At 64.7% G+C, this 25,500-nt stretch carries 26 protein-coding genes; 15 read left to right on the plus strand and 11 right to left on the minus strand.

The genetic code is table 11. From position 1 onward, the window contains the following. The first annotated feature begins 209 nt into the window (after positions 1 to 209). Together L880_RS0107800 and map are read left to right on the plus strand one after the other, a co-directional pair. Positions 210 to 464 (plus strand): ParD-like family protein, encoded by a 255-nt coding sequence (locus L880_RS0107800; protein WP_027475198.1) that lies wholly within the window; start codon positions 210 to 212, stop codon positions 462 to 464. Next, positions 461 to 1,255, plus strand: a complete 795-nt coding sequence (map, locus tag L880_RS0107805) for a type I methionyl aminopeptidase (RefSeq protein ID WP_027475199.1) — start codon at positions 461 to 463, stop codon at positions 1,253 to 1,255. The genes L880_RS0107800 and map overlap by 4 nt, the downstream gene beginning before the upstream one ends. On the opposite strand, the gene L880_RS0107810 is transcribed toward map, so the two are convergent. The 5 genes from L880_RS0107810 to L880_RS0107830 all read right to left on the minus strand — a co-directional run bounded on the left by L880_RS0107810 (position 1,237) and on the right by L880_RS0107830 (position 6,279). Next, positions 1,237 to 2,463, minus strand: coding sequence for a HupE/UreJ family protein (locus L880_RS0107810; RefSeq protein WP_169737738.1), 1,227 nt, complete (start codon positions 2,461 to 2,463; stop codon positions 1,237 to 1,239). The two genes, map and L880_RS0107810, sit on opposite strands and share 19 nt — an antisense overlap. Positions 2,464 to 2,576: 113 nt before the next feature. Beyond that, complete coding sequence (locus L880_RS34325) at positions 2,577 to 4,058, minus strand: DUF3500 domain-containing protein (protein WP_084461127.1); 1,482 nt, start codon at positions 4,056 to 4,058, stop codon at positions 2,577 to 2,579. 145 nt (positions 4,059 to 4,203) lie between these two features. Further along, positions 4,204 to 4,743 (minus strand): peptidoglycan-associated lipoprotein Pal, encoded by a 540-nt coding sequence (gene pal / locus L880_RS0107820; RefSeq protein WP_027475201.1) that lies wholly within the window; start codon positions 4,741 to 4,743, stop codon positions 4,204 to 4,206. A 135-nt stretch (positions 4,744 to 4,878) separates the two neighbouring features. Continuing rightward, positions 4,879 to 5,337, minus strand: coding sequence for a MarR family winged helix-turn-helix transcriptional regulator (locus L880_RS0107825; protein ID WP_043328839.1), 459 nt, complete (start codon positions 5,335 to 5,337; stop codon positions 4,879 to 4,881). 105 nt (positions 5,338 to 5,442) lie between these two features. Beyond that, positions 5,443 to 6,279: a DODA-type extradiol aromatic ring-opening family dioxygenase gene (locus tag L880_RS0107830; RefSeq protein ID WP_245615016.1), complete on the minus strand. Its 837-nt coding sequence runs from the start codon at positions 6,277 to 6,279 to the stop codon at positions 5,443 to 5,445. Positions 6,280 to 6,657: 378 nt separating this feature from the next. Between L880_RS0107830 and L880_RS0107835 the strand changes: the two genes are divergently transcribed. Beyond that, positions 6,658 to 7,236, plus strand: a complete 579-nt coding sequence (locus tag L880_RS0107835; protein WP_027475204.1) for a hypothetical protein — start codon at positions 6,658 to 6,660, stop codon at positions 7,234 to 7,236. 23 nt (positions 7,237 to 7,259) lie between these two features. On the opposite strand, the gene L880_RS0107840 is transcribed toward L880_RS0107835, so the two are convergent. Continuing rightward, entirely contained in the window at positions 7,260 to 8,180 is a 921-nt protein-coding gene (locus tag L880_RS0107840) for an alpha/beta hydrolase (RefSeq protein ID WP_245615017.1), read from the minus strand. 160 nt (positions 8,181 to 8,340) lie between these two features. Between L880_RS0107840 and L880_RS0107845 the strand changes: the two genes are divergently transcribed. Further along, entirely contained in the window at positions 8,341 to 8,952 is a 612-nt protein-coding gene (locus L880_RS0107845) for a DUF938 domain-containing protein (RefSeq protein ID WP_027475206.1), read from the plus strand. Positions 8,953 to 8,992: 40 nt separating this feature from the next. Here the strand turns inward: L880_RS0107845 and L880_RS0107850 are convergent, their stop codons facing one another. Next, complete coding sequence (locus tag L880_RS0107850) at positions 8,993 to 9,562, minus strand: HD domain-containing protein (protein WP_027475207.1); 570 nt, start codon at positions 9,560 to 9,562, stop codon at positions 8,993 to 8,995. A 29-nt stretch (positions 9,563 to 9,591) separates the two neighbouring features. Between L880_RS0107850 and L880_RS0107855 the strand changes: the two genes are divergently transcribed. The 6 genes from L880_RS0107855 (at position 9,592) to L880_RS0107880 (ending at position 16,252) form a co-directional block, all read left to right on the plus strand. Further along, entirely contained in the window at positions 9,592 to 10,683 is a 1,092-nt protein-coding gene (locus L880_RS0107855; RefSeq protein ID WP_157462707.1) for a sensor domain-containing diguanylate cyclase, read from the plus strand. Positions 10,684 to 10,846: 163 nt separating this feature from the next. Beyond that, a complete protein-coding gene (locus L880_RS0107860) occupies positions 10,847 to 12,607 on the plus strand; it encodes a methyl-accepting chemotaxis protein (protein WP_027475209.1) in 1,761 nt (586 codons plus the stop codon). A 63-nt stretch (positions 12,608 to 12,670) separates the two neighbouring features. Then, positions 12,671 to 13,708 (plus strand): LacI family DNA-binding transcriptional regulator, encoded by a 1,038-nt coding sequence (locus L880_RS0107865; RefSeq protein WP_027475210.1) that lies wholly within the window; start codon positions 12,671 to 12,673, stop codon positions 13,706 to 13,708. 125 nt (positions 13,709 to 13,833) lie between these two features. Next, positions 13,834 to 15,168: a glucarate dehydratase gene (gene gudD, locus L880_RS0107870; protein WP_027475211.1), complete on the plus strand. Its 1,335-nt coding sequence runs from the start codon at positions 13,834 to 13,836 to the stop codon at positions 15,166 to 15,168. A gap of 124 nt (positions 15,169 to 15,292) precedes the next feature. Continuing rightward, the gene (locus tag L880_RS0107875) at positions 15,293 to 15,742 is read left to right on the plus strand and encodes a CHRD domain-containing protein (protein WP_027475212.1); all 450 of its coding nucleotides are present in this window, start codon (positions 15,293 to 15,295) and stop codon (positions 15,740 to 15,742) included. 96 nt (positions 15,743 to 15,838) lie between these two features. Continuing rightward, positions 15,839 to 16,252, plus strand: coding sequence for a phage holin family protein (locus L880_RS0107880; RefSeq protein ID WP_027475213.1), 414 nt, complete (start codon positions 15,839 to 15,841; stop codon positions 16,250 to 16,252). A gap of 22 nt (positions 16,253 to 16,274) precedes the next feature. Here the strand turns inward: L880_RS0107880 and L880_RS0107885 are convergent, their stop codons facing one another. Then, positions 16,275 to 17,669, minus strand: a complete 1,395-nt coding sequence (locus L880_RS0107885; protein ID WP_027475214.1) for a DUF1501 domain-containing protein — start codon at positions 17,667 to 17,669, stop codon at positions 16,275 to 16,277. A gap of 12 nt (positions 17,670 to 17,681) precedes the next feature. Beyond that, positions 17,682 to 19,457, minus strand: a complete 1,776-nt coding sequence (locus L880_RS0107890; protein WP_245615018.1) for a DUF1800 domain-containing protein — start codon at positions 19,455 to 19,457, stop codon at positions 17,682 to 17,684. Between the two features lie 270 nt (positions 19,458 to 19,727). Here L880_RS0107890 and L880_RS0107895 point away from each other — a divergent pair, with 270 nt between their 5' ends. From L880_RS0107895 to L880_RS0107915, 5 genes are all read left to right on the plus strand, one after another. Continuing rightward, a complete protein-coding gene (locus L880_RS0107895; protein ID WP_043328842.1) occupies positions 19,728 to 20,669 on the plus strand; it encodes a delta(1)-pyrroline-2-carboxylate reductase family protein in 942 nt (313 codons plus the stop codon). 145 nt (positions 20,670 to 20,814) lie between these two features. Beyond that, complete coding sequence (locus L880_RS0107900; protein WP_019572931.1) at positions 20,815 to 21,162, plus strand: RidA family protein; 348 nt, start codon at positions 20,815 to 20,817, stop codon at positions 21,160 to 21,162. A 117-nt stretch (positions 21,163 to 21,279) separates the two neighbouring features. After that, positions 21,280 to 22,215: a LysR family transcriptional regulator gene (locus L880_RS0107905; protein ID WP_027475217.1), complete on the plus strand. Its 936-nt coding sequence runs from the start codon at positions 21,280 to 21,282 to the stop codon at positions 22,213 to 22,215. Between the two features lie 114 nt (positions 22,216 to 22,329). Next, positions 22,330 to 23,493 carry a porin gene (locus tag L880_RS0107910; protein WP_051443155.1) on the plus strand — a complete coding sequence of 388 codons (1,164 nt, stop codon included), beginning with the start codon at positions 22,330 to 22,332 and terminating at the stop codon, positions 23,491 to 23,493. 126 nt (positions 23,494 to 23,619) lie between these two features. Then, positions 23,620 to 24,621, plus strand: a complete 1,002-nt coding sequence (locus L880_RS0107915) for a Bug family tripartite tricarboxylate transporter substrate binding protein (protein ID WP_027475219.1) — start codon at positions 23,620 to 23,622, stop codon at positions 24,619 to 24,621. A 39-nt stretch (positions 24,622 to 24,660) separates the two neighbouring features. Here the strand turns inward: L880_RS0107915 and L880_RS0107920 are convergent, their stop codons facing one another. Then, a complete protein-coding gene (locus L880_RS0107920; protein ID WP_027475220.1) occupies positions 24,661 to 25,182 on the minus strand; it encodes an RNA polymerase sigma factor in 522 nt (173 codons plus the stop codon). A gap of 2 nt (positions 25,183 to 25,184) precedes the next feature. Further along, a complete protein-coding gene (locus L880_RS31960; protein WP_245615019.1) occupies positions 25,185 to 25,355 on the minus strand; it encodes a YgaP family membrane protein in 171 nt (56 codons plus the stop codon). Positions 25,356 to 25,500: the final 145 nt, after the last annotated feature.

A 25,500-nucleotide genomic window follows, 5' to 3' on the forward strand; every position in this document is an offset into this window, starting at 1 on the left:
AAGCGCTGCATTGGGGGTCAAATGTGTTTTGGGTCGTTTTTCCTAATTGATGCACATTACATTTCAAGGGTCTTTGATGAAAATGCTTCTTGATGGCATACGGCCGTCCTCCATGGAAGGGCTCTCCCACCCAAAGCCCCTGCCAGTCCAGGGGATGACGCAGGCCATCTAGAATACGGTCCATATACAAACCATATAAAGGTGCCGTCATGGGCCTGGTCAAAATCTCAGACACCCTGCACGAGGAGTTGCGCATCGCCAGCGACGCCCTCAGCCGATCCATCAACGCACAGGCCGAACATTGGATCCGCATCGGCATGCTGTCCGAACTGCATCCCGACCTGCGCTACGGCGACATCTGCCAAGCCCTGCTTCGCGCAGCGCAGGCCGGCGAACAGGGCATGGCGATGCTGAAGCACCCCGAAGCCTTCATGCCCAGAACCCACAGCCCGGTGGCGCCATGAACCGAAAAGTCCCCATCCGCAACGCCTCCGAACTGGCGCAGGCCCGCGTGGCCGGCGCGCTGGCAGCCGAACTGCTGCACATGATCACACCCCATGTGCAAGCCGGCGTCAGCACCGAGACCCTGGACCGCCTCTGCCACGACCACATCGTGAACGTGCAAAACGCCATCCCGGCCAATGTCGGCTATCACGGCTTTCCCAAGACGATCTGCGCCTCGATCAATCATGTGGTGTGTCACGGCATCCCCTCCGAGCAGCAGGTCCTCAAAGATGGCGACATCGTCAACATCGATGTGGCCGTGATCAAGGACGGCTGGTTTGGCGATTGCAGCCGCATGTACTGTGTGGGCAAGCCCAGCCCGCTGGCTCGCCGCCTGGTGGACACCACCTACGAAGCCATGCGTGCCGGCATCCTGCAGGTGCGCCCGGGCGCCACCCTGGGCGACGTGGGTCATGCCATCCAGACCGTCGCTCACCGCGAACGCTTCAGCGTGGTGCGCGAATACTGCGGTCACGGCATCGGGCAGGTCTACCACGACGAACCACAGGTGCTGCACTACGGCCAACGCGGCCAAGGCCTGCGTCTGGAGCCCGGCATGATCTTCACCATCGAGCCCATGCTCAACGCCGGCAAACGCGAAACCCGCGAACTGGCCGATGGCTGGACAGTCATCACCCGCGACAAATCCCTGTCCGCCCAGTGGGAGCACATGGTCGCCGTGACCGACACCGGTTTCGAAGTCCTAACCCCCTGGCCAGAGGGCACGGGCGCTTACCCGGGCTTCGACTGAGCCGTCCAAGGCAGGGGCTGCGCAGCCCCGCGCCTTTGCCGCATGAGCCTGTGGCCAACACAGCCCAGGCTGGCCAGGCCCAGCCCCCATGCCAGCCAGGGCGGTGGCGGCGCCAGGTAGGCCAGCAAGCCTTGCAAGGGGTTGGTGCAGCCGAGTGTTCGCTCCAGCAGCCAGGTCATGGCGCAGCAGGCAGCTGCACTCGCCAAGCCCAGCCGCAACGCCGTGGCATGCCGGCTTTCGCTGGCGGCCAGCAAGAGGGGCAGGGTGAGCGCCATCACCGCCAGTTGCATGGTTTCGATGCCCAGGTTGAACCCCAGCAGACTGATTGCCAAGGTGGCGCCATCAAAGTCCAGACCACTCAAGGTCTCCGCAAAGGCCAGGCCATGCACCGCACCGAAGAGTCCTGCCAAGCCCACCGCCTGAGATCCCAGCCACGGTCGCCAGGCCTGGCTGCAGGACACCAGGATTGACGCCGCCACCATCGACTCGACCCAGGCTGTGGGCATGCGCACCCAGCCCAGGGCGGCCAGGGCCAGGCTCACCGAATGCCCCAGCGTGAAGCCACTGATGATGCCGACCACACTGCGAACCGTGGCCCGCAAGGGCTTGCCCGACACCCAGCGCCCACAACGCGCCTGCAGCGGGGCACACAACAACAGCGCCAGCAGAAACAACAGGTGGTCCGTGCCTGCGGCAATGTGGTTCATGCCCCGCATGAACAACAGGCCGGCCGCCTGCCACCAACTGCCGGCCGCGGCATCCACTCGGACATGGGTGCTGCCAAAACCTGCCGTACCGATCAACAAAGGCTGCTCACCCAGCAGTCCATTGCGCACGTCACGACGAACGTAGACCTGCGCCTCATGGTTCAACACCCGCTCGATCACCGCCGTGTCATCCAGCGCAAACACAGTGGTCGCCGCGCCCTCGGGCGGTCGAGCGATCCACCGCATCCGCAGGCCCAACTGACTGCGCCAACGGGGATTGGCATGCGCCTTCAGGGACATTGATGTCAGCTGCAATGCATACGGTCTGCCATCTTGCGTCTTCAGACCCCAGTGGTCTTCAAAGTACCGTTGCAAGCCCGCTCGCTGAGCTTGCAGCCAGGCCTCAGGCACCAGCGGCACAGGCTGGCCCAGGGCCGCGGTCAGTTCGCTCAAGGGAACATCCATGTCGACCTGGATGCTGGTCCAGCCCAAATCCAACATCACGGTGCTGGGCGGCACATCGTGTGCATGGGCCGGCCAGGCCACCGCCCCCAAGCCAAGGCCGAGCCACCCCGCCAGACACCGCAACCAGTACAAGCCACGGAACATCGCGATCAGCTGCCCAGTTGGTTGTAGTAGTCGTAAGACTTGTCGCGGAACATCATGTGGTAGTGGGTCTGGTTGGTGATCACCACACCGGTCTGCGCCGCAAGCTCGATCCACACCCTGGGCCCATCGATGCGCATGTAGGTACCGTTGGCGCTGATGTCGGGCCCGCTGCTGCTGTAGCTGCCTGAGGCGTTCGCCCAGGCCACATAGGTGCTGCCGTAAGCGGCCTGGTAATCCGCCAGCATGCGGGCAGCCGTTGCGCTGTCGTAATCGTTGAGGTACTGCCGGATGGCCGCCGTCACATAGGCTTGTTGAGCCGTCGAGAGGCTGGACACCAGCACCCCCCGGTTGCTGCTGGCCGCCACAGCGGAGAGTTTGCTCGTCACCTTGGCATAGCTGCCGGTGTTGGCCTCCACCGGGCCGATCAGAATGTCAGAGAAAGTCTGGCCCGTGAGGAAAGCACTGGACAACAGGCTGCTGCTCAGATTGCTGAATACCGCAGCCATGGCGCTGGCCTTGTCGGCCAGCACCTGGTAAGTACCCGAACTGTAGAAGTTGTTGCTTGTGTGGCTGTTGCTTGCGAAAGAGGTGCGGGGCTCCACCCCGATGTGATGTGGCGTGGGATAGGCACATCCCTGATTGAAGTTGATGTTGAAGGCCATGTGATGCCCGCCCAACATCAGCGTCCAATTGCCCGTTGTGGAGGGTGTCCCGACAACGGCCACGTGGTAGAGCTCTGCCCCGTAGCCATTGGCGTTCTTGGTGTAGCCCAAATAATCATCAGCTGCCAGCACGCCTTGGAAATCAGCATAGCCCGCCGAGCTCAGAGCCGTCTTGGCCAGTGCGTTGAAAGCCGCAATCTGACCGGCCGTGCTCAACTGGGACAAGGTGATGCCAGGACGACTGAAACTGATCGCCCCTGGGGGCAGGTTGGACCAGTTGGTTTTGTAGACATTGAGCTGGGCGCTGGTGTAACTGGTGGAAGAATAGCTGGCCGCCCCAGTCAGGCTGCTGCCCAATGCCGTCTCGAAAGCCGAGATGGCGCTCATCACATTGCTCAGGTAGCTGCTGTCACAAGCTGTGCTGGTGCTGCTGCTCACCGTGAGCGTGGCCGTGCTGCTGGTGGCGGATCCGGCACTGTTGCTCACGATCACGTAATAGCTGCCTGCATCGGTGCTGCCGACGCTGCTCAAGGCATAGGCTGCCGACGTGGCGCCAGAGATGGCGTTCGAGTCCTTGTACCACTGGTATGTCAGTGTGCCCCCTCCTGAGGCCACCACCGAGAAGCTGGTGGAGCTGCCGGCGGACACCGTTTGCGATACAGGCTGCGTCGTGATGCTCGGCGCCGTCACGGTGCTGCCAGTGCTGCCAGACCCTGAACTGGAGTCGGAGCTGCTGGAGCTGCCGCCTCCACCACAAGCCGCCAAGGCCGCAGCCACAATCACCGGGCCAAGGGCCCATCCCCGACTGAGATTTTCAATGCGCATCCGTCACTCCTCCATGCTTGGAGGCGGATGCTAGGGGGGGCTCATCAATGAGCTTTATCCTGCCGGTAAAGATGTGTACCAGGCAGATCTGATGAGATCGGACCGGACCGCTCAAAGCGGCCTCGTGGCCGGTTCAATGCCTGATTCAATGGCTGGGGTACGCCAGATCCACGCGGCGGTTCTCAGCCCATGCGGCTTCGTCGTGGCCCTGGGCTCGTGGCTTTTCCTTGCCCCAGCTCACGGCTTCCAGTTGACTGTCCTTCACACCGTAGACACGCAAGGCGCGCACGGTGGCTTCGGCACGCTTCTGACCCAGCGCCAGGTTGTATTCGGAACTGCCGCGCTCGTCGGCATTGCCTTCCACACGGATCTGCACACTGGCGTGCTGCGCCAGGTATTTGCCATGCCGTTCCACCACGGGCTGGTATTTGGACGCCACGCTGAAATCGTCGTAGGCAAAAAACACGCTGCGGTCTTTGGACAAGGGATTGTTCGGGTCCAGGTAATCGGGCACCACAACCTGGGCCACGGCAGATTGCGGCTGGGCAGCGGGCGGTGCCGGGGCAGGCGCCGGGGTGCTTGCAACCGGGGTTGAGACCGGTGCCGTCGCCTTGGGCGCGCTGCTGCACGCCGAGAGCAGGACCACGACTGCGCTCAGCGCAGCGAGGGAAGAAAGAGATTTCATGGCATGACTCCGTCAAAAGCCTGGCCCCGCAGAAGAGGCTTCAGGTCCAAGCGGAAATCATAACATTTGCACAAATGTATTTACATCCCAACACAATGTAAAGAATCGCAAACCAACCTCTGCGAGGCCTCAGGTCTAGAGGTGTGCCAGAGGTGTCTGCTCCACAGTCTCATCGGCATGCAAAACGGCGATGAGGGCCCGCAAGTCCTGCTCGAGGCGCTCCAGCGTCTCGGATGGCAATTGGGCCAGGGCGGTTGGCAGCACCCCTTCAAAGGGGCCTGAAACACGCCCCAGCACCTCAAGACCCGCCGGCAGGATCGACAGTTCGATACTGCGCCGATCGGTCAGGCCCTTCACCGCCTGGATCAACTCCCGCTTGAGCATGGCCCGCACCAGGTTGCTGGCGGTGGATTGGTGAATGTCCATGGCCGCCGCCAGCCCCGACACACCGATGCCAGGCCGATCGCGCACTACGCTCAGGGCCCAGATCTGGGCGCCCCCCAGGCCTGCCTGGCTCTCGACCTGCTGGAAATGGGTGCGCACCGCATTGAAGACCACCCGAAAGCGGCGCAAGACCAGGGTGGTCTTCTCCATGTCGGTTGGCTGAGGAGGCGCGCTTGCAGGGGGGGCTGTGATCTCGGTCTTGGGCATCGCGCGATGATAGCGGGGCCACCCGCAGGCCCCGCTCGATTGCGCCGATCAACCGAAACTGAAAGCCGACAAGGTGGTTTCCATCACCCGATCGGAGAACACACGCCGCCCCAGGTCTTGCCCAGCCGCGCCGGCGGCCACCATCAAGGGCAGCAGATGCTCTTCGGCACGAGGCGGGTGGCACAGCCGGGCGCCCGGGGCCTGCGCCCAATTGGCCAGCGCTTGGTGGCGCTGTGCAGGGGCGGCCTCCACGGCCTGACCCAGCCAGGCGTCAAAGGCATCCGACACCGGGCCGAACCGTGGATCACCATAGCCCCGCATGTTGTGAAAGCTCATGCCGCTGCCCACGATCAGCACCCCCTCGTCGCGCAGTGGCGCCAGGGCCTGCCCGGCACGCAGATGCGCCTCGGGGTCCAGATCGCTGGTCAGCGACAGTTGCACCACCGGGATATCGGCCTGGGGAAACATCAGCATCAAGGGGATGAACATGCCATGGTCAAAGCCACGGCTGGCGTTGCCCTGGGCCGCCACCCCGGCCTGGCCCAGCAACCGGGCCACGCGATCGGCCAGGGCAGGCTCGCCCGGCGCGGGGTACTGGAGCTCGTAGGTGTGCGGGGGAAAGCCGTAGTAGTCGTAGATCAACGCCGGTTGCGCCCCCGAAGTGACGCTGAACTGGGGCTCCAACCAATGGGCCGAGACCAACAGAATGGCCTTCGGCGCTGCGGGCAAGGTGGCCGCCTGCCCCTTCAGAAAGGCGGCCATCTTGTTCCAGGCATCTGGCGGGTTCCAATCCATGAAGAAGCATGGACCGCCGCCATGCGGGATGAACCAGGTGGGCATGCGTGTCGCAGGCACAGCGGTGGGAACAGGGTTGAGTTCAGACATCAGGGTCTCCAGAAATTGGGTGCCTTGGGCTGGCGGCAGCTCAAGGCGTGGGCAGGACCAGGCAAAGCATGGGTGCAGACGAAACACCGAGCAGCTCGAACCGCAGTTCGTCACGCCGCGGAACCGGCTCACACCCCACGCCAAGCCTTGCCCCATGAAACAGCCACTGAGCAGGCACTTTAATAGCTTTGAATCCCGCGATAAATCCACCGTTTCAGGTTTTACTGTCTCTCGATTCACAACAAAGATCAGGTCTGGCCGGGGCAAGAGACCATCAGCCTGCAGGTTGGCACGGTGACACTGCCCGCCCACGCCACCTGCCGCGGTGACTGGGGGTCGGCTCTTCGGAGGGCGCCAATTCGCTAGACTGCGAAACCCATGCACGCCAACTCAAGCTCCCTCACCCGGCTCGCTCATCAAAGGCTGGTCGCCTCGCTGCCAGGTGTCTGCCTTCTGCTGGCGGCCATCGCTGCGCCTTTGCGTGCAGCCACGGCAGACGCCACATTCTGGCCCTCCACGCCCGCCGCCCAATGGCTGGGTTTGAACGAATCCACCTTGCCCGCCGCGGTGCCTGAAATCCAGCGACTGCGCCGACCCCAGATCGGCCCCCATGGCCTGAAAGCCTGGTGGGCACTGCCCGGCGTGCCACTGGACCAGGGCCGTCTGGACACCTTGTTCTTCACACGCAACCAGGCCGTGGTGCACATCGAAGAGCGCTGGCGGGCCGAGCCGACGCGCTGTCAGGCCGGCAGCCGCTATCAGGCACTGGTGGCCCGCCTCAACCAACGACTGGGCCAGACCGGCGTCGCCAACGGGGACGCCCAGGGCCCCCAGGCCTCCACCGCCTGGGCAGCGGGTGCCTATGACGTGCGCCTGTACCTGAACCAGATGGCGGGCAATTGCCAGTTGCTGCTGGTGCACGAGGTGCACGCCGAACGCGATCCGTCCGAACTCTGAGCCTTCCGCCGCCAAAAACCTGCTCAGCGCCCCAAGCGCTGTGCCACCCCAGCGCTGAATGTGGCCATGAAGGCTTCGACGGCTCGGGTGTATGCGTTGTCCAGGCCCAGCTGCGCATTGATGTCACCATGGCTCAGATCCTGCCCCAGCCATTGGGCCCGTATCCCCAATTGCGCGGCCCGTGCCACAAAGGCTTGTGCCTGGGTGCAAGAGTCATCACGCCGCGTCGAGCAGACTGCCAACACCGGAGCCATGCCCTGGCGCAATTGCTGAATGGGCGACATGGCGCGCCAATAGCCGGGGTCTTTGCCAAAGGGCCGGTCATACAGGCGCATGTGCGGCTGGCCCATGATGGCTTGCACATCCATGGCCGCACTGTCGAGGGCCACCGTACCCAGCACCGGCGGCCCACTCAGGCCCAGGCTGGCGGGCACCGCCGCCGCCAGCAAGGCCACCAGATGTGCGCCGGCCGAATGACCCATGAGCATGAACTGCGCGGGGTCAGCGCCCCAGTCAGGCGCATGCGCCTGGGCATGGGCCAAAGCCAGGGCCACGTCGCGCAACTGCCCATCTGGCGGCACATCGGGCAGCATCCGGTAGTTGACCGACACCAGCACAAAGCCCTGCGCCCCCCAACGAGCCACCTTGGCGTCCACGACCCGGCTCATGGCCTTGTCACCCACCGCCCAGGCGCCGCCGTGCACCATGAAAATCACCGGAGCCGCGGGCGTCGCAGACGTTCGGGCCCCGCCGCCTGGCAGGTAGACGTCATACACCTGGGCCGGATCGGGCCCATACGCCACATTGGACAGACTGGCCTGAGGGCTTGAGGAGCTGGGCTGGCCAGCCGCCTGGCGCCGCTCGCGAAGCCGGTCCAACAGGGGGCCGGCCATGGCCACCTGCGCCAGCCCCAGGGCCAGCGCCACCGACATCGCGCCTTTCACGATTCGCCTGCGACCCAGACGCCGCCGGGGCACAGAAGAACTCATTTCGGGGGCTACCGTGCAGTCATCCATCCCGCCACTCCATCCGGCCACACCTGGGCCTGCAGGTATTCTAGGCAGACGCCTTCAACCACCGACGAACCAACCAACGACCACACCGATGCCAGCCCCAGACGCACGTTTGCACAGCCCCGCTGCAGAACGCAACACCGCCCCCATCCTGGCCCAGTTGCAGGCCCTGCTGCCCGCCCAAGGCCTGATGCTCGAAATCGCCAGCGGTAGCGGCCGGCATGCGGCCGCTTTCAGCACGGGTCTGCCGGGCTGGGAATGGCAACCCACCGACTTCGAGGCCAGCGCCCTGGACTCCATCCGTGCCTGGTGCCAGGGGCTGGACAGGGTTCGAGCCCCCGTGCAACTGGATGTGCTGAGCAAGCCCTGGCCAGCGCAGTTGCCCAGCGTGGTCGATGCCATGTTCTGCGCCAACATGATCCACATCGCCCCTTGGGCCTGCACGGACGCGCTCATGCAGGGCGCCGCGTGCCATCTTGGCCCCCATGGGTTGCTGATCACCTACGGCCCCTACCTCGAAGAAGCCACCCCCACGGCCCCAGGCAACCTGGCGTTTGATGCCGACCTGCGCAGCCGCAATCCCGCCTGGGGCGTGCGGCAACTCAGTGAGGTGGAGTCGGTGGCTGGCCAGGCGGGCTTGCGCTTGCGTCAACGCATCAGCATGCCGGCCAACAATCTGCTGCTGGTCTGGGCCCGCACCTGAGGGCACACGGCCGGGCTGATCTGCCGCGCGCGCCAGGGGATCAGGAGACGGGCACCAGGCGCTTGATCTTCTGCAATGTATCGGCCAGCGCCTTGGCTACCGGCACCTTGCGTTCGGTGAACAGGTGAGACAGCGCCTCGTAATACCAGACGGCCCCCTCAAGCTTGGCGTTGAAGCGGTCAAACACGGCCGGGCCGATGGTGACCAGATCGTCCAGGATGGCACGGGCATTGTTCAGCTTGTCACACCCTGAGACCAACAAGGCCTCATCAGGCGCACTCTTGAGGTGGGCCAGGTAGGCGCGCTTGCGCTCGGTCCAGGGCGCCTTGTGGCCTTGTGCGTCGGGCACACCGTCGGTGCAGGCCTGAACCATGGCCAGCACACGGGGGCCGAACTGCTCACCGATTGGCGCCGCGTACTGCGGCCCGCCATCTTCTAGCACATCGTGCAGCAAGGCGGCAATTTGCTGATCTTCGTCGCCACCGTATTGCGCCACCAGACCTGCCACCGCGACAGGGTGGGTGATGTAGGGAATGGCGGTGCCTTTGCGCAATTGCCCCTCGTGGGCCGTGGCAGCGAGCGTGATGGCTTGGGTGAATCGCGGGGTCATTCGCACAGTTTACGGGGTGGCCGCATTCTGTGGATTATTCCCTTCACGCCTTCGCATCAAAGGTGCAAATTCCACCACTCGATATTCATCGCCAAACCCTGGATCTTGCTTTATTCTTTGGCAAGCGGCGTGTGCATTATTCAGATCGTCCAATAATCTTGACTACAGTCAATAATTCATCGGCGAAGCCTCTTGAAACGCCCCCGACGCCCTCGGGGTCTGCTGCTGGTTTTTCGTATGCCATCCTGGACTCGATTGAGCAGGAGATTGCCGTCATTCAAAAAGACGGTCAGATCGTGTACGTCAACAAAGCCTGGGTCAGGTTTGGTGAGTACAACGGGCTTGCGGGGGCCGATTGGCTGCAATCGAACTACCTCGACATTTGCGCCCATGCTGCGCTGTGCAACGAGCCGGAAGCACGGGACATCTACTCTGGATTGGTGGCGGTCATCCATGGCGACCGATCTGATTTCTCGTATGAGTATCCGTGCCACAGTCCGGATGAAAAACGCTGGTTTCTGATGAATGTGGTCGGCCTGAATGGGTATACCGATGACCTGTTTGTCGTCATCCACAGCAATATCACGCAGCGCAAAATGGCGGAGCAACAGGTGGAGCGGCTTTCCTTGCTCGACCCGCTCACAGGCCTGGCGAATCGCCGGCATTTCATGCAATTTCTGCCTGCCGAGTGGCAACGCAACCGGCGCGACAGCACCCCCATCAGCCTGATACTGCTGGATATCGATGATTTCAAACACATCAACGACCAGCACGGACACATCGCCGGCGACGCCTGCCTGAAACAAATTGCCAGCCTGATCGGACGCAACGCCCGACGCCCCGGTGACCTTGTCGTGCGCTGGGGTGGCGAAGAATTCATGCTGGTTCTGGGAAACACGTCCCACGCCACCGCGTTGCAGATGGCGAAAGAACTCCTTGCCGGGGTTCGACAGATTGAATCGCCGGAGTACGGAAGATGCACCGTCAGCGTGGGGCTCAGCTCAGCCGTTCCCGCCGACGACGACTGCGAGGCCCTCATACGACAGGCCGACTCCGCCCTGTACCAAGCCAAGAACGCGGGCAAAAACCAGGTGTTCTGCTACGGCGCCATCACGCCATGATGTGCCTGAAGAACGCACCATTTTTGTGTGATTGCAGCAACATTTGACCCAGGCCATCCCAGCACCGGCATGAATGATATATAAATAAATTGTAAAATCATTTTTTTCATCTATATCACCCTGGGAGACTGACAACCCCCAGGACATGCCGAAGGAGACAGCCATGCAGATCAACAACATCAGTGTCAAGACGCGCCTGTGGGTGACGTTCACGGCCCTCATCGTCCTGATGATGGTGCTGTCGGGCTGGGCTCAATACCGCTCCAATGCCAGCCTGAGTGCAGCGCTTGAAGAGGTCGTCAGCACCGACATCAAGGTGGTGGCGGCCACTCGCTGGAACGATGGCACCTCGGCCGCGCTGGCCATCACCGTGGCAGCGGTGCTGTCCACCGACGAGCAAAGCTCACAACGCCTCACCAACGATGGCAAGGTTCTGGTCGAGCGCAACACCAAGATGCTCAAGACCATGGCGGATCTGATCAGCCGCCCCGATGAGAAAGCGGCGCTCGACAACCTGAGCAATGAACGCAAACCTGTGCTGGCGGCATTGGGCAAAGCCAACGAACTCAAAAAGGCGGGTGACATGGCAGGCGCCAAGGACGCCGCCGAAAAAGACCTGGTCCCCTTGACCACGACCTATCTGCAGCACCAGCGGGAGTTTGTGCAGATGCTCGAGAAGAACCGCGACGCCACCGTCCAGGAAGCACAAGATGCGCGCCGTCAAAACGCCATCACCAGCACCGTCACCGGCTTGATCGTGGCACTCGGTGTGTTGTTCATTGCCGCCCAACTGGTGCGCTCGATCACCCAGCCGCTGGCACAGGCCGTGGACCTGGCCCAGGGCATCGCCAAGGGCGACCTGACCCATGACACCCGCACTGAACGCCAGGATGAATTCGGCGTGCTGCTCAATGCCATGTCGGGCATGGCCGCCCAACTGCGCTCGGTGGTCGGTGAGGTGCGCACCGGCGTGGATGCTTTGACCGTGGCCTCGGTCGAGATTGCCAATGGCAACCAGGACCTGTCTTCGCGCACGGAACAAACGGCCAGCAACCTGCAGCAGACCGCAGCCAGCATGGAGCAACTGACCAGCACCGTGAACCAATCAGCCGACACGGCCCGCCAGGCCAATCAACTGGCCGGCACCGCGGCCCATGCAGCCACCCGGGGTGGCGATGTCGTGGCCCAGGTGGTGAGCAGCATGCAGCAGATCACCGAGAGCTCGCGCAAGATCGCCGACATCATCGGCGTGATCGATGGCATCGCCTTCCAAACCAACATCCTGGCACTCAACGCGGCCGTGGAAGCTGCACGCGCGGGCGAACAGGGCAGGGGCTTTGCCGTGGTGGCCGGCGAGGTGCGCAGCCTGGCGGGCCGCAGTGCTGAAGCCGCCAAGGAGATCAAGACCCTGATCAACGCCTCGGTCGAGAACGTCGAATCCGGCTCGCAGCAAGTGGCCGATGCCGGCGCCGCCATGGCCGAGATCGTCAGCAGCGTGCGCCGCGTCACCGATCTGATCGGCGAAATCACGGCCTCGTCTGACGAGCAGCGCTCGGGCATCTCCCAAGTGAACGCGGCAGTGGGCCAGCTTGATCAGATGACCCAGCAAAACGCAGCGCTGGTGGAAGAAAGCGCCGCTGCAGCAGCATCCCTGCGCGACCAGGCCCAGCGCCTGACTGAAGTGGTGTCCGTGTTCAACCTGGGCCAGGGCCATGCCCCTGCCGCGCGCTCGCTGGCTCAGAGCCCCAGGGCCTCTGCCGCACCGGCCCCGACCGCGCTGCGCAGTGCACCGCGCCCCAGCCTGAGCGCCAGCAAGGCGCCAGCCGCCAGCGCCACCAGCCCCCGGGCGGCCCTGCCATCGGCCAGCGCCAGCGCCAGCGCCGCGCCCAAGGCCGGCAACGAAGACGACTGGACCTCGTTCTGAGCGCCTGGTCCAAAGCGGCCCCTGGGGCCGCGCCTGTGCACTGCGCTGACTAGAATCCGGGCGATGAGCATCGCCCCCAGCCCCTCCAAGCGCACCCGCCGTGGCAGCGGTGCGGTCACCCTGCACGAGGTGGCTCAAAAAGCAGGCGTCGCCCCCATCACGGCCTCGCGCGCCCTCAATTCCCCCGACAAGGTTTCGCCCGATGTGCTGCAGCGGGTCAACCAGGCCGTGCAGCTTCTGGGCTATGTGCCCAATCGTCTCGCCGGTGGTCTGGCCTCCACACGCAGCCGCCTGGTCGCCGCGCTGGTCCCCACCATGGCGGGGCCCGTGTTCCTGCAGACCGTGGCCTCATTGACCCAGGCCCTGGCCGAAAAAGGCTACCAGCTGATGCTGGGCCAGACCGGGTATGCAGACCCCCAATCCGGCGAAGACCTGATGCTCGAAGCCCTGATCGGACGCCGGCCCGACGGCATCGTGCTGACAGGCACCCTGCACTCGGCGCAGGCCCGGCAGCGATTGCGTGCCGCCGGTATCCCGGTGGTCGAGACCTGGGACCTCGGCGATCGCCCGATCGACATGCTGGTGGGTTTCTCGCACGAAGGGGTCGGGCGCTCGGTGGCCAAGTTCTTTCATGCCAAGGGTTGGCGGCACTGGGCCCTGGTGGCCGGTGACGATCCGCGCTCACAGCGGCGGCAACAGGCCTTTGGCCAGGCTGCGCTCGAATTCGGCCTGCCCCCTGTTGCGGTGGTCTCTGTCCCCGCCCCAACCACCCTCCAAAGTGGCCGCCTGGCCCTGCGCCAACTGCTGCAGGACCAGCCTGCGGTAGAGGCCGTGTTCTGCAGCTCCGACCTGCTGGCCCTCGGCGTGCTGACCGAGGCCCGGGCGCAGGGCAGGGCGGTGCCCGGCCAGGTCGCCGTGATGGGCTTTGGCGACCTGGACTTCGCGGCCGATCTGGAGCCCGCGCTCAGCACCGTGCGGATCGACGGCGCCACCATGGGGCGCCAGGCCGCACGCTTCATCATGGAACGCGCCGAGGGGCGAGAGGTGGTCCAGCCCGTGGTCGACATCGGTTTCACCCTGGTGGAACGCAGCAGCACCTGACGCCCCAGGCGGCGGTACAGGGCAGGACTTTGCGAAGTGCAAATGGTAGCGTTATCATTCAACCATGGTAGCGCTACCAAACCTCATCAGGCGGCGCTGCATCCTTCCATTCAACAGGCCCCACCATGCCCATCCACTCCACCCCCACCATCACCGAACTGCGTGTCATCCCCGTGGCAGGGCGCGACAGCATGCTGCTGAACCTCAGCGGCGCCCATGGCCCGTTTTTCACCCGCAACCTGCTGATCCTGACCGACAGCGCTGGCCGCACCGGCGTGGGCGAAGTGCCCGGTGGGGAAAAGATCCGCCAGACCCTGGAAGACGCGCGTGAACTGGTCGTCGGCCAGGCCCTGGGTTCGCAACAGCGTGTACTGCAAGAGGTTCAGCAACGTTTTGCCGACCGTGACAGCGGTGGCCGCGGCCTGCAGACCTTTGACCTGCGCACCACCATCCATGCCGTCACCGCCATCGAGTCGGCCCTGCTTGACCTGCTCGGACAACACCTGGGGGTGCCGGTCGCCGCCTTGCTGGGCGAGGGGCAGCAACGGCAAGAGGTCGAGATGCTGGGCTACCTGTTCTACGTGGGTGACCGCACCCAGACCGATCTGCCTTATCAGAGCGAGCCGGGCGCGGCCGATGCCTGGTCCCGCCTGCGCCACGAAAAAGCCCTCACCCCCGAGGCCATCGTGCGCCTGGCCGAAGCCGCCCGTGAGCGCTATGGTTTCAACGATTTCAAGCTCAAGGGCGGCGTGCTGCGCGGCGATGAAGAGGTGGAGGCCGTGCGCGCCTTGCACGAGCGTTTTCCGCAGGCCCGCGTCACACTGGACCCGAACGGCGGCTGGCTGCTCAAGGATGCCATCCGACTGATGCGCGACATGCGGGGCGTGGTGGCCTACGCCGAAGACCCTTGCGGTGCCGAAGACGGCTTCTCGGGGCGCGAGGTGATGGCCGAGTTCCGCCGTGCCACCGGCCTGCCCACCGCCACCAACATGATCGCCACCGATTGGCGCCAGCTGAGCCACGCCCTGGCCCTGCAATCGGTCGACATCCCGCTGGCCGACCCCCATTTCTGGACCATGGCCGGCAGCGTGCGGGTGGCCCAGACCTGCCGTGACTGGGGTCTGACCTGGGGATCACACTCGAACAACCACTTTGATGTGTCGCTGGCCATGTTCACCCATGTGGGCGCGGCAGCACCCGGCAAGGTCACCGCCATCGACACCCACTGGATCTGGCAGGACGGCCAGCGTCTCACCCGCGACCCCTTGCAGATCGTGGACGGCAAAGTGCAAGTACCGCAAAAGCCAGGGCTCGGCGTGGAGCTCGACATGGTCGAGGTCGACAAGGCTCACCAACTGTACCTGCAGCACGGGCTGGGCTCGCGCGACGATGCGGTGGCCATGCAATACCTGATCCCGGGCTGGCAATTCAACCCCAAGCGCCCGGCACTCGACCGCTGAACCTTCAAACCCCGGCAACCCCTGACGCCCAGGGGTTGCAGCGCCGTGCTAGATTGCAACTGTTTGTTGCAGGCCTGCGCCATTCCCGTGGGCCCAACGGCCTCAACCCTTCTGGAGACCCACCATGCAAACCCGTCAACTGCTGAAAATCGCCGCCCTGGCTGCCGGACTGACCCTCGCGCTCGCAGGTTGCAGCGCGCTTTCCACAGGCAACAGCAACACCGTGGTGTTGGGCGGCAACCTCAGCGGTGCCAGCGAAGTGCCCCCGGTGAACACCGCCGGCTCTGGCACCGTTGAGGCCCGCTTCGACAAGAGCACCCAGGTGTTGACCTGGAAGGTCAGCTTCACGGGCCTCAGTGGCCCTGCCACCGCCGCCCACTTCCACGGCCCGGCCGCACCCGGCAGCAATGCCGGCGTGGTGATCCCGTTTGCGGGCAGCACCAGCCCCATCGAAGGCAGCGCCACCCTGACACCGGCCCAGGCCGCCGACCTGCTGGCAGGCAAGTGGTACGCCAATGTGCACACCGCCGCCAACAAGGGCGGCGAGGTGCGCGCCCAGATCAGCGTGCGCTGAACCAGGGACGCTGCAGAGCCGCACGAAGCGGCATCAAGCGCTTGGCGGCAGCAGGGCTGCGTATGATGGACATCCGTCCTGACCCGGAACCCTGCCATGCTCGACTCGCTGCCCAGTTTCTTCATCCAATGGGCCATCACCTCGCTTTCGCTGTGGGTGGCCAGCCATGTTTTCAAAGGCCTGCGCTTTGCCGATACCGGCTCGTTGGTCGTGGCGGCGCTGCTGCTGGGTTTTGCCAATGCCGTGCTGCGTCCGCTGCTGTTCGTGCTGACGCTGCCGCTCACGGTACTCACCCTGGGCATCTTTGTGCTGGTGCTCAACGCCTTGATGCTGATGCTGGTGTCCGCCCTGGTGAAGGGCTTTCAGCTCTCGGGCTTCTGGACCGCCTTCTTTGCCAGCATGTTCATCGGTGTGCTCAGCTTCCTGCTGAGCATGGTGCTGGCGGGGGGTGACTGGTCGTGGCAAGCCCCCGTGCCCATGCCCACCCCGGGCACCGGCCAGTGGCTGTGACGCGCGATCGGGTCGGGCCGGCTCAAGCCGCCATGAAACCGAGATTGCGCGTGCTGTAGTTCGCGAGATTGGGCATCACACTGGCCAGGTCGGTGGCCGACACACCAAACCAGCTGGCCAGGGTGGCGCCATATTGGTCCACCGACAGACTGGGCAGCAGCCGCCCCTGACCGACATCATCGGGCCCGCCATTGGCCACCACGGGCGGTGTGCCCACAAATGAACGCCCATTCACCGCATCGCCCACCACAAAGTGCATGCTGCCCCAGCCGTGGTCGCTGCCGTCGTTGTTGCCCACCAGGGTGCGGCCAAAATCCGAGGCGGTGAAGGCCGTGACCTGTCGGGACACACCCAACTCCACCGTGGCCTGATGGAAGGCCCCCAGCGCATCACCCAGCGTCTTCATGAGCGCGGGGTGTTGGGAGACCAGACCATCGTGCGTGTCAAAGCCGCCCATGGAAACGAAGAAGACCTGTCGCTTGGCCCCCAGGCTCGAGCGGGCCGCCACCATGCGTGCCACCAGCTTGAGCTGGTCGGCCAGGCTGTTGCCGCTCGGAAAGGGCGTGCTCAGGGTGGCCCCCGCCAGCGCGCTGCTCAATTGGCTGTTGGCGGCGATGGAACGCGCGGCCACCCGGGCGTATTCATTTTCAAACAGGTGCACCCGGCTGGAGGTCATCAGCTGTTGCAGCGTGCGAGAACAACTGGCTGAGCCGAACAAAGGTGTCTGCAATCCATTGACGGCCACCGAACCGCCGCTGGAGACCTGGTATTGCACCGCACTGTGACCCGACAGGTACACCGCATTGCCCCCGACGCCGATGCAGGTGAAGGTGGCATTGCCGTTGCCCGAGGCAAACAGGTCGCCCAGCCGCCCACCCCAACCCGACGCCGCCCCCTCAGGCGACGACGATTGCCAGAACGACTGCTGATCGTTGTGCGAGAACAGCTTGGGGGGCAAGGGCACCGAGCCCGCCTGGTATTGGGCCTTGGTCGTGGGTTGAATCAGACTGCCCACATTGAGCAACACCGACATCTGCCCGGCGTTGAACAAGGGCAGCAGCGGGTCCAGGCCCGGCGCCAACGCATACTGACGCCCATTGGGCAGGGCCGTGGTCGGGTTCAGCACCAGCGGGGTCAGGCTGTCCCGGGCAATCGCCAACGGAGCGCGAAACTGCAGCATGGCGTTGTAGCTCGTCGGGTCATAGGTGACCAGCGTGTTGGCGTAGTCATTGCCGCCGTACAGAAACACGCAGACCAGCGCTTTGTAATCGGTGGCCGTGGCCGCCGCAGCCTCGCCCATGGCGGCCAGGCTCATGGCAAATGGCGTGGCCCCGGCAGCCACCGACAGGGCCGCTCCGCGCTTCAGAAAGGCCCGGCGCGACGCGTTGTCAGGCGGAACATGGGGAAAGTGGTTCATGGCCGTCCTGCCTTATTTCTGCACAATGAATTCAGGTGATGCCAGCACCAGGACCAAGGCCGCCTGGATGCGCTTGAGCGAAGTGGCCTGGTTGGTGGCGGGCAGGGTGGCCACCGCACCCTGGATCAGGTTGAGCGTCTGTGTCGACAACTGCCCGCCCGCCAGCACCCGGTTGATCTCGGCCAACAGCGCCGTGGCGTCGGCGGCCAGGGCCAGCAGACTGCTGTAGTCGGGCGTCAGATCGCCCGCGCCGCTGCCGGCGACCACACGCTGCATGTAGTTCACGTAGCCCGCCACCGATGACTCGTTGGCAATCTGGAACTCCGGCCCCACCAGCCCCTGATCGGCCAGTGCCGTACCCGGCGGCACATAGCCCGGGCGGAAGAAATTGAACACCGAGCCCGAATGCATGGGGCTCTGGCCCAGGCGGGAAGCGGGGTCAGACAGGTCCCCCACGGCCCAGGCGTCGGAGGGCGAAGTGGCGCGAAAGGCCCGTGCCCAGGCCAGGAATCGCATCACCGGCTCACGCAATTTGCCGAAGGTGGGCAAGGCCGCGGTAGTGGCGCTGCGCGCTTCGGTGTCGAGCAAAATCGCCTTGATCACCGCCTGCAGATCGCCACGCACCCCGGCGCCATTGTTGGCAAACACCGCACTCACGCGGGCCACATAGGCCGGGCTGGGGTTGCTGGTGACCAGGCGCTGAATCAATTGCCGGCTGATGAAGGGTGGCAGGTTGGGGTGCTGAAACAAGGTGTCCAGGGCCTGGTTCAGGGCGTCCATCGCGGGCGTGCCCGCGGCAATCGTCTTGCCCAGAAAGGTCTTGCTGCCGGTTTCGTATTGCGAGGCCACCGACACCATGGGCCGCTGCTGAAAATCGGCGGGGTAGGGGCTGGTCAAGCCGCTGACATCCACGTTCCAGCCGGTGAAAACCCGGGCCAAGCCGCTGACATCGGCCTGGGTGTAGGTTTCCAGCGCACTGCCATCAGAGCGCGTCTTCACACTGCCATCCGCGTTGAGTTGCACCAGCCCGATGGTGAACAGCTGCATCAGCTCGCGGGCGTAGTTTTCATCAGGTTGACTGCCGGTCTTGGGGTTGGCCTTGGCACTGCCCCTGAAGGTCAGGTAGTAGCCCATCGCCGGGCTCAGCGAGATGTCCTGCAACAGCGTGCGGTAGTTACCGAAGGCGTTGGCCTCCAGCAGGTCCAGGTAATGGGCCACCGCATACTGGCGCCACGATGCATTCACCCCCAGCACCGACACCACACAGATCTCGGACAGCGCCAGCACCATGCGTTGCCGCAACGGGTCGCCCGAACTGATCAGCTTGCGCCAGATCGTGTTGTCCAGGCCTGCCGTGCTGAAGATGTTGCTGGCAGCGTTGTAACCGTGTGCATCCAGCCATTCACAATGCCCCTGGCTTCGGGGCACGGCAAACTGGGTGTTCAGCCATGCGTTGTAGCCATTGGCCACCACGTCCGACAAATCAGCCGCTGTGTAGCCTGGCGTCGCCTGAACCAGAAAGCGGGCCGCATCTGCCACCGACGGACGGGTCACGCTGGCATCTGCCCCGGTTGTGGTGCCACCGGCCTGTGCCCCGGCATCGCTGCCACCGCCCCCACCGCCGCAGGCAGCAAGCCCGCCCAGCAGCGTCAGCCCCACCAGCGCTTGTGCAGTACGAGAGGCCTCTTTACCAGTGGCGCCAGCCGTCCCCGGCAGCTTTGCCGTCTCCGCAGAGGCCGCGGGCATCAACTCGGGACCAGCCAGCACATCAGGGTCGCACACAGACATGGCATTCCTTGTAAGGTTGGGACAGCGCCAGCATGGATATCCAGCGTGAACAGGTTGAAAGCGGCGCATCCACGAGCCCCGTGCACGGGGCCACCCAACCATTGATCGGCCGAATAATGCCTCAGGCGCCGATACAAGCCAGACACACATTCAATATTTGTGTTTCCATTTGTATTGGTTCGTCGCAACACCAACAACTTGAGCCCGCCTACCGAACACCAGACCGCAGCCCTGCTAAAAGCGGCTCTGTCATCACACACCGCAGGCCCCATGTCAGCCACCATGCCCGACCTTTTGCTCAACCCTGCCTCCACCGCGCAGGCTTTGCCGTACCCAGCCCTGGCTGAAGCCATCGAGTCCTTGCTGAAAGACCCTTCAGTGCAAGTGCCACCGCGCATCGTCCAGCCACTGCCGGCTGGAGGATCGTTGTTCGTCATGCCGGCCTGCGACGCGCGCCTCGCCATCACCAAACTCATCAGCTTCGTACCGACCAACCCCGGGCGCGGCCTGCCCACGATCCAGGGCGACATCGTGGTGTTTGACAGCGTCAGTGGCCGGCGCATCGCCTTGCTCGACGGGCCCACCGTCACAGCGCGCCGCACCGCCGCCGTGTCCCTGCTGGCCGCGCAGAAACTGGCGCCGAACCGCCTGGGCCCTCTGCTGATCGTGGGTGCCGGGGTGCAAGGCCTGGCCCACCTGGAGGCCTTCCATGCTGGCCTGGGCGTGAAGGAGGTCTGGGTCAACTCCCGCAGCGAGCGCAGCGCCCATGCCCTGATGGCCCACGCCCAGACCCTGGGCATGAGGGCGCACCACGCGCCCGACCCGAATGCGGCCCTGGCCCGTTGCCCCCTGGTGGTCAGTTGCACCCCGGCCCAACAGGTGGTGCTGAACGCCATGCCACGCCCGGATGCCTTTGTGGCCGCGGTCGGGGCGTTCACCCCGCGCATGGTCGAATGGCAAGCCGACACCTGCCGCCGCCTGGCCACCGAAGGCACCGTGCTGGTGGACACCCGCGACGCCGACCACGAGGCCGGCGACCTGTTGCAGGCGGGCATCGAGGTGGCCCAACTGCCCACACTGGCCGATCTGATCCAGGGCCGGGCCGCCTGGTCGGGCAGGGCGCAGCGGCCGCAGGGCCCGGTGTTCTTCAAGAGCTGCGGCTGGGCCGGCTGGGACCTGGCAGCGGCGCGCTGCGTCATGAAGCTGAACTGATGTAACGCCCCTCACTGCGCCTCGCCAAGAGCGCCCTCGGCAGGCCGTATGCTTGGCGGGTCTGCGCATGGCTCGCCGCAAGGGGCGCCAACAAGCCCGACAGGGGTGACAGCCCCACACACCACCCGCATCGCAAGGATTTTTCATGATTCAACGTTTTGACGTCGGCGCCCGCCTGTCCGAAATGGCCATCCACAACGGCACCGTGTACCTGGCCGGCCAGGTGCCCGAAGACGCCAGCCTCGACATCCAGGGCCAGACCGCCCAGGTGCTGGCTGCCGTGGACGCCCTGCTGGAGCGTGCCGGCACCGACAAGAGCCGCATACTGATGGCCCAGATCTTCCTGCCCGACCTGAACGACTTTGCCGGCATGAACGCCGTCTGGGACGCCTGGGTAGCGGCCGGCAACGCCCCGCCGCGCGCCACCGTGCAAGCCGCACTGGCCCGCCCGGGTTGGCGCATCGAAATGGTGGTCACCGCCGCCTTGCCCTGATCCGGCGCGGGGGTTGAGCCCCCGAAGTGATCACAAAACCCAATCGGCGATAACCTGGGGTAATTGATAAAGTGATGCGTATCAATTTGTCAGCACAAGAGTCCCAGGAGACATCGCATGAAACTGGTCACGCTCAACGCCCTGGTGGCGGCCATTGAAGAGGGCAGCCTGCGCAGCGCTGCCCGGCGCGCGGGTGTCTCGCAGCCGGCCCTCACCAAGATGATCCGCGAGCTCGAGATCGAGCTCGCAACCACCTTGCTTACCCGCAGCTCGCGTGGGGTCACGCCCACAGCACAGGGCAAGGTGCTTTATGAGCGCGCCGTGAAAGCCCAACGCGAGCTGCGCTCAGCGGTCGACGAGATCAATCAGATGGACGGCCGCCTGATCGGCGAGCTGCGCGTGGGCGCAGTGCCATTGGCCGTGATGCTGCTGGTGCCCGAGACCCTGCGCACCTTTGTGCAGGAGTTCCCCGACATCCGCCTGCGCGTGGCCGAAGAGCTGTACGTGGCCCAGTTGCACAAGCTGCGCTCGGGCGAGGTCGACATCACCATCGGCGGCATCCCCGACGACCTGGCCACCGGCGAATTCTTTGTCGAGCCTTTGCTCAAGACCACCATGGTGGCCACGGTGCGCAAGGACAGCCCCTGGCTCAAGGCCAAGGAGCTGGCCGACCTGCAATCGGCCCGTTGGGTGTACACCGGCTCGAACAGCGAGTCGGGCTATGCCAAACTGTTCTTTGAGCACCACGGCCTGGCTGCGCCCAAGATCGGCGCCATCGTCAACTCGACCCTGGCCCTGCTGTCGCTGGTGGCCTCGGGCGACTACGTGGCCCTGATGCCGATCCAGATTGCCCGCCTGCCCATCGTGGCGCAGTTCGTCTCCATCATCGAACTGGCCGAGGCGGGCTACGAGCTCGAGGTGGGCGCCATCCTGCGCAGCGATTCGGTGCCTTCACCCGTGCTGCGCAACCTGATCGCCCACCTGCACCGGGCGGCCTACCACGTGAACCGGGGTGATACGCCCTTGTCCGACCCCCGCTATAACCTCGCGTGATCACGATGCCCGCAGCGGCATCTTTGCAGTCTGTTTGACCTTGCGCAAACTCCGGCCCCAGAGAAGCGGTGCACCCGCTTTTCCGGATTCGACAAGGTTCAACAGGAGACAGACTTGAAAAAGACCGCCGCATCTCAATCCCGGCCCGCGTGTGCGCATTCAGTCGCCCGCCAACTAGCGCTGGGCACACTGGCCCTGGCCGCCGCCGGGGCACAGGCCCAAAGCAGCAGCGTCAGCATCTACGGCAGCATCGACCAGTACTTCAACCACATGAGCAGCTCCAGCGGCGCCCGCATCAACGCGCTGCAAGATGGCAAGGACCTGCGCAGCCGCCTGGGCTTTCGGGGCAATGAAGACCTGGGCGCAGGCCTGCAGGCCCGCTTTCAACTCGAAATGGGCCTGAGCACCAACACCGGCGCCACGGCCGACGCCAACCGGGCCTTCGACCGCCAGAGCTGGGTCGGCCTGTCACAAGAGGGCTTGGGCGAGCTGCGCATCGGGCGGCAGAACTCGGCCCCGTTCACCCGAGGCGACTACACCGACTTCACCGCCCGCACCCTGGGCTCGGTGATCAACAACTTTGGCGTGCCGGCCCGCTTTGACAACGACGTGGCCTACATTTCGCCGCGCTGGGCCGGCGTGCAGGTGGAAGCGCATTTCGCCCAACAACAGGCCAGCACCACAAGCGCGCAAGTCACCACACCCATCGTGCAACTTGCGGCCGACTACCTCAACGGCCCGGTGCGCGTGGGCTACGCCGGCCTCAGCGCCAAGGCGCCGCAGAAATCGGTGATCGATGCGGCTGTGTTCTACCACTACCTGTACGCCAACTACGACTATGGCCAGGGCAAGGTGTATGCGGCCTATGTGCGTTCGAACAACATCGCCTCGAACGCCAATGGCAACGATGCCGGCAGCGTGCTCGGCAACACCGGCGGCGTGGTGACCTGGACCTCGACCTCGGTCAACCGCACTTACGACATCTTCCAGCTCTCGGCCGATTACCGTGTGACCGAAGCGCTGCGCGTGGGGGCGCTGTGGGGCCGCATCAACGACCAGTCGGGCGCCGGCCACAACGCCAGCGGCGGCGCCATCGGTGCGTACTACTCGCTGTCCAAGCGCACCACCTTGTCGGCCCTGTACGAGACCCTGCGCAACAGCAACGCCGCGGGCTTCCGGCCGGCCGGCTCGGCCGCTTTGGGCACCAACTTTGCGGGCACCGATGTCAATGGCCGCAGCATCAACGGCCTGCAACTCGGCGTGCTGCACCGTTTCTGAAACCCGCTCACGCGCTTTCGGGAGCTTCCTCCGGGGACCTGATTCAGCATCAGGCTTGACGGGTGCAGGGCCTGGCCCTGCACCCCTTTTTTCAGCGCCAGCCCTCGCCTGGCCACAGGAGACAACATGACCACCTTCCAAACCGGCCTGCAACGCCGTCAACTCATTGCCGCCGCTGCCGGCGCTTGCGGCCTGGGCAGCCTCAGCCGCGCTGCACTCGCGCAGGATTTTCCGAACCGCCCCGTGCGCATCATCACGCCGTTCCCGGTGGGCAGCGGCCCCGAGGGCGTGGCCCGATTGGTGGCCGACAAACTCTCTCGCGCCTGGGGCAAGGGCGTGCTGGTCGAGAACAAGCCCGGCGGCAACGGCTTTGTCGCCATCGATGCCTTCAAGCGCGGCGCCACCGATGGCCACGATCTGATCCAGCTCGACAACGTGCACCTCAGCGTCTACCCACACCTGATGAAAAAGCTGCCCTACGACCCGGCCCGCGACTTCGAGCCCCTGGCGCCGCTGTTCAAGGCCTATTTCCTGGTGGCGGTGGCCAAGAACAGCCCTTACAAAGACATCAAGGACCTGCTGGCCGACGCCAAGGCGCGCCCTGGCCAGCTCAATTACGGCTCATGGTCGGTCGGCAACCCGGTGCACCTGGGTTCGGCCCGCCTGGCCGCGGCCATGGGCGTGGAGATGCAGCACCTGATCTTCAAGGAAACCACCCAGCTCTACACCTCGGTGGCCAACGGCGACCTGTCTTTTGCGCTGGGCTCCAGCGGCAGCACGGGCCCGCTGTACCGCGCCGGCAAGCTGCGCTACCTGGCCGTGGTGGCCAGCAAGCGCCTGAGCGCCTTGCCCGACGTGCCCACGCTGGCCGAAGCCGGTGGCCCCAAAGACCTCGAAGTGACCGGCTGGACCACCCTGGCCGCACCGCCCGGCCTGCCCAAGCCCTTGCTTGAGCGCCTGCGCGCCGACCTGCAGAAAACGCTGGCCGAACCCGACATGCTGGAGAAGTTCACCGCCTTTGGCTACGAGCCCTTCAACCTGCAAGGCGCGGCCTTCAACAAGTTCATCGCCGATGAGTCGCGCGTGATGGCCGAGGTGATCCGCAACACGCGCTCGTCGCTGGATTGACCTTCGCGTGCACATGGCCAGCCCTTACCGGGCAGGTGCTCAAGTCTCCAACAGGTACTCGCGCACCAATTGCCGGGCCCGGTGCAGACGGCTTTTGATGGCACCGGTCGCCTCACCGAGGCGGGCAGCGATCTCGGCGATCGTCATCTCCTCGAAATCGCGCAGCAGCACCACTTCGAGGTAGTGTGCCGGCAACGACTCCAGGGCCTTGGCCAGGTCCAGCCTCAAGGCCTCGTCACTGCGCGTTGCCAGCCGCCGTTCGGCCAACTCATCGTCCAAGGCGTCGTGCCTGAACAGCCGGCGCTCCAGACGAAGGCACTCCCGCCTGATCATCACGAACAGCCAGGACGAGAATGCCGCAGCCACTTTCAGGCCCTGCACTTTGCGCAGCACGGAGAGCAGCGACTCCTGCACCGCATCGTCTACATCGCTGGCCTGGCAATGCCTGCGCGCGTAACGCCTGGCATCGGCCTGGCACACCGCCAGCAGCCTGGCGATGGCGGCCGGGTCACCCGTCTGCGCCGCCAGAATGAGCGTGGAATGGTCTGCCGCAAGCAGCATCGTCACGGTCCTTTGTGGAGCTTGCGCCCCAGCAGGGCACACATCGGGCAGAAGCCAACCAGCCCCGTCAGCGACAGCATGGCGCCCACCATGCCCGCGCCCATCGCCATCGGCGAGCCCCAACCCATGGCCGTGAAGTCCAGCGCCATCAGCCCCAAGACGACCCGAAGCACGCGCTCCTAGGTCGGAACATTTTTGACATACAACATGGCAATCTCCTGTGAATGTTGAATCGAGGACCATCCTCACGGAGTAAGAGGCGCCATCGCGTCAAAACGGTTCGCAAGAACACCCAAAATTTCTGCGTGCTCCTGGCCA

Source organism: Curvibacter gracilis ATCC BAA-807 (genome assembly GCF_000518645.1).
In the GTDB taxonomy this organism is placed as follows: domain Bacteria; phylum Pseudomonadota; class Gammaproteobacteria; order Burkholderiales; family Burkholderiaceae_C; genus Curvibacter; species Curvibacter gracilis.

Coding starts and splice junctions, on each gene's coding strand:
- L880_RS0107800 (WP_027475198.1), top strand. CDS start 210: ATGGGCCTGGTCAAAATCTCAGACACCCTGCACGAGGAGTTGCGCATC.
- map (WP_027475199.1), top strand. CDS start 461: ATGAACCGAAAAGTCCCCATCCGCAACGCCTCCGAACTGGCGCAGGCC.
- L880_RS0107810 (WP_169737738.1), bottom strand. CDS start 2,463: ATGTTGGATTTGGGCTGGACCAGCATCCAGGTCGACATGGATGTTCCC.
- L880_RS34325 (WP_084461127.1), bottom strand. CDS start 4,058: ATGCGCATTGAAAATCTCAGTCGGGGATGGGCCCTTGGCCCGGTGATT.
- pal (WP_027475201.1), bottom strand. CDS start 4,743: ATGAAATCTCTTTCTTCCCTCGCTGCGCTGAGCGCAGTCGTGGTCCTG.
- L880_RS0107825 (WP_043328839.1), bottom strand. CDS start 5,337: ATGGAGAAGACCACCCTGGTCTTGCGCCGCTTTCGGGTGGTCTTCAAT.
- L880_RS0107830 (WP_245615016.1), bottom strand. CDS start 6,279: ATGTCTGAACTCAACCCTGTTCCCACCGCTGTGCCTGCGACACGCATG.
- L880_RS0107835 (WP_027475204.1), top strand. CDS start 6,658: ATGCACGCCAACTCAAGCTCCCTCACCCGGCTCGCTCATCAAAGGCTG.
- L880_RS0107845 (WP_027475206.1), top strand. CDS start 8,341: ATGCCAGCCCCAGACGCACGTTTGCACAGCCCCGCTGCAGAACGCAAC.
- L880_RS0107850 (WP_027475207.1), bottom strand. CDS start 9,562: ATGACCCCGCGATTCACCCAAGCCATCACGCTCGCTGCCACGGCCCAC.
- L880_RS0107860 (WP_027475209.1), top strand. CDS start 10,847: ATGCAGATCAACAACATCAGTGTCAAGACGCGCCTGTGGGTGACGTTC.
- L880_RS0107865 (WP_027475210.1), top strand. CDS start 12,671: ATGAGCATCGCCCCCAGCCCCTCCAAGCGCACCCGCCGTGGCAGCGGT.
- gudD (WP_027475211.1), top strand. CDS start 13,834: ATGCCCATCCACTCCACCCCCACCATCACCGAACTGCGTGTCATCCCC.
- L880_RS0107875 (WP_027475212.1), top strand. CDS start 15,293: ATGCAAACCCGTCAACTGCTGAAAATCGCCGCCCTGGCTGCCGGACTG.
- L880_RS0107880 (WP_027475213.1), top strand. CDS start 15,839: ATGCTCGACTCGCTGCCCAGTTTCTTCATCCAATGGGCCATCACCTCG.
- L880_RS0107885 (WP_027475214.1), bottom strand. CDS start 17,669: ATGAACCACTTTCCCCATGTTCCGCCTGACAACGCGTCGCGCCGGGCC.
- L880_RS0107890 (WP_245615018.1), bottom strand. CDS start 19,457: ATGTCTGTGTGCGACCCTGATGTGCTGGCTGGTCCCGAGTTGATGCCC.
- L880_RS0107895 (WP_043328842.1), top strand. CDS start 19,728: ATGTCAGCCACCATGCCCGACCTTTTGCTCAACCCTGCCTCCACCGCG.
- L880_RS0107900 (WP_019572931.1), top strand. CDS start 20,815: ATGATTCAACGTTTTGACGTCGGCGCCCGCCTGTCCGAAATGGCCATC.
- L880_RS0107905 (WP_027475217.1), top strand. CDS start 21,280: ATGAAACTGGTCACGCTCAACGCCCTGGTGGCGGCCATTGAAGAGGGC.
- L880_RS0107915 (WP_027475219.1), top strand. CDS start 23,620: ATGACCACCTTCCAAACCGGCCTGCAACGCCGTCAACTCATTGCCGCC.
- L880_RS0107920 (WP_027475220.1), bottom strand. CDS start 25,182: ATGCTGCTTGCGGCAGACCATTCCACGCTCATTCTGGCGGCGCAGACG.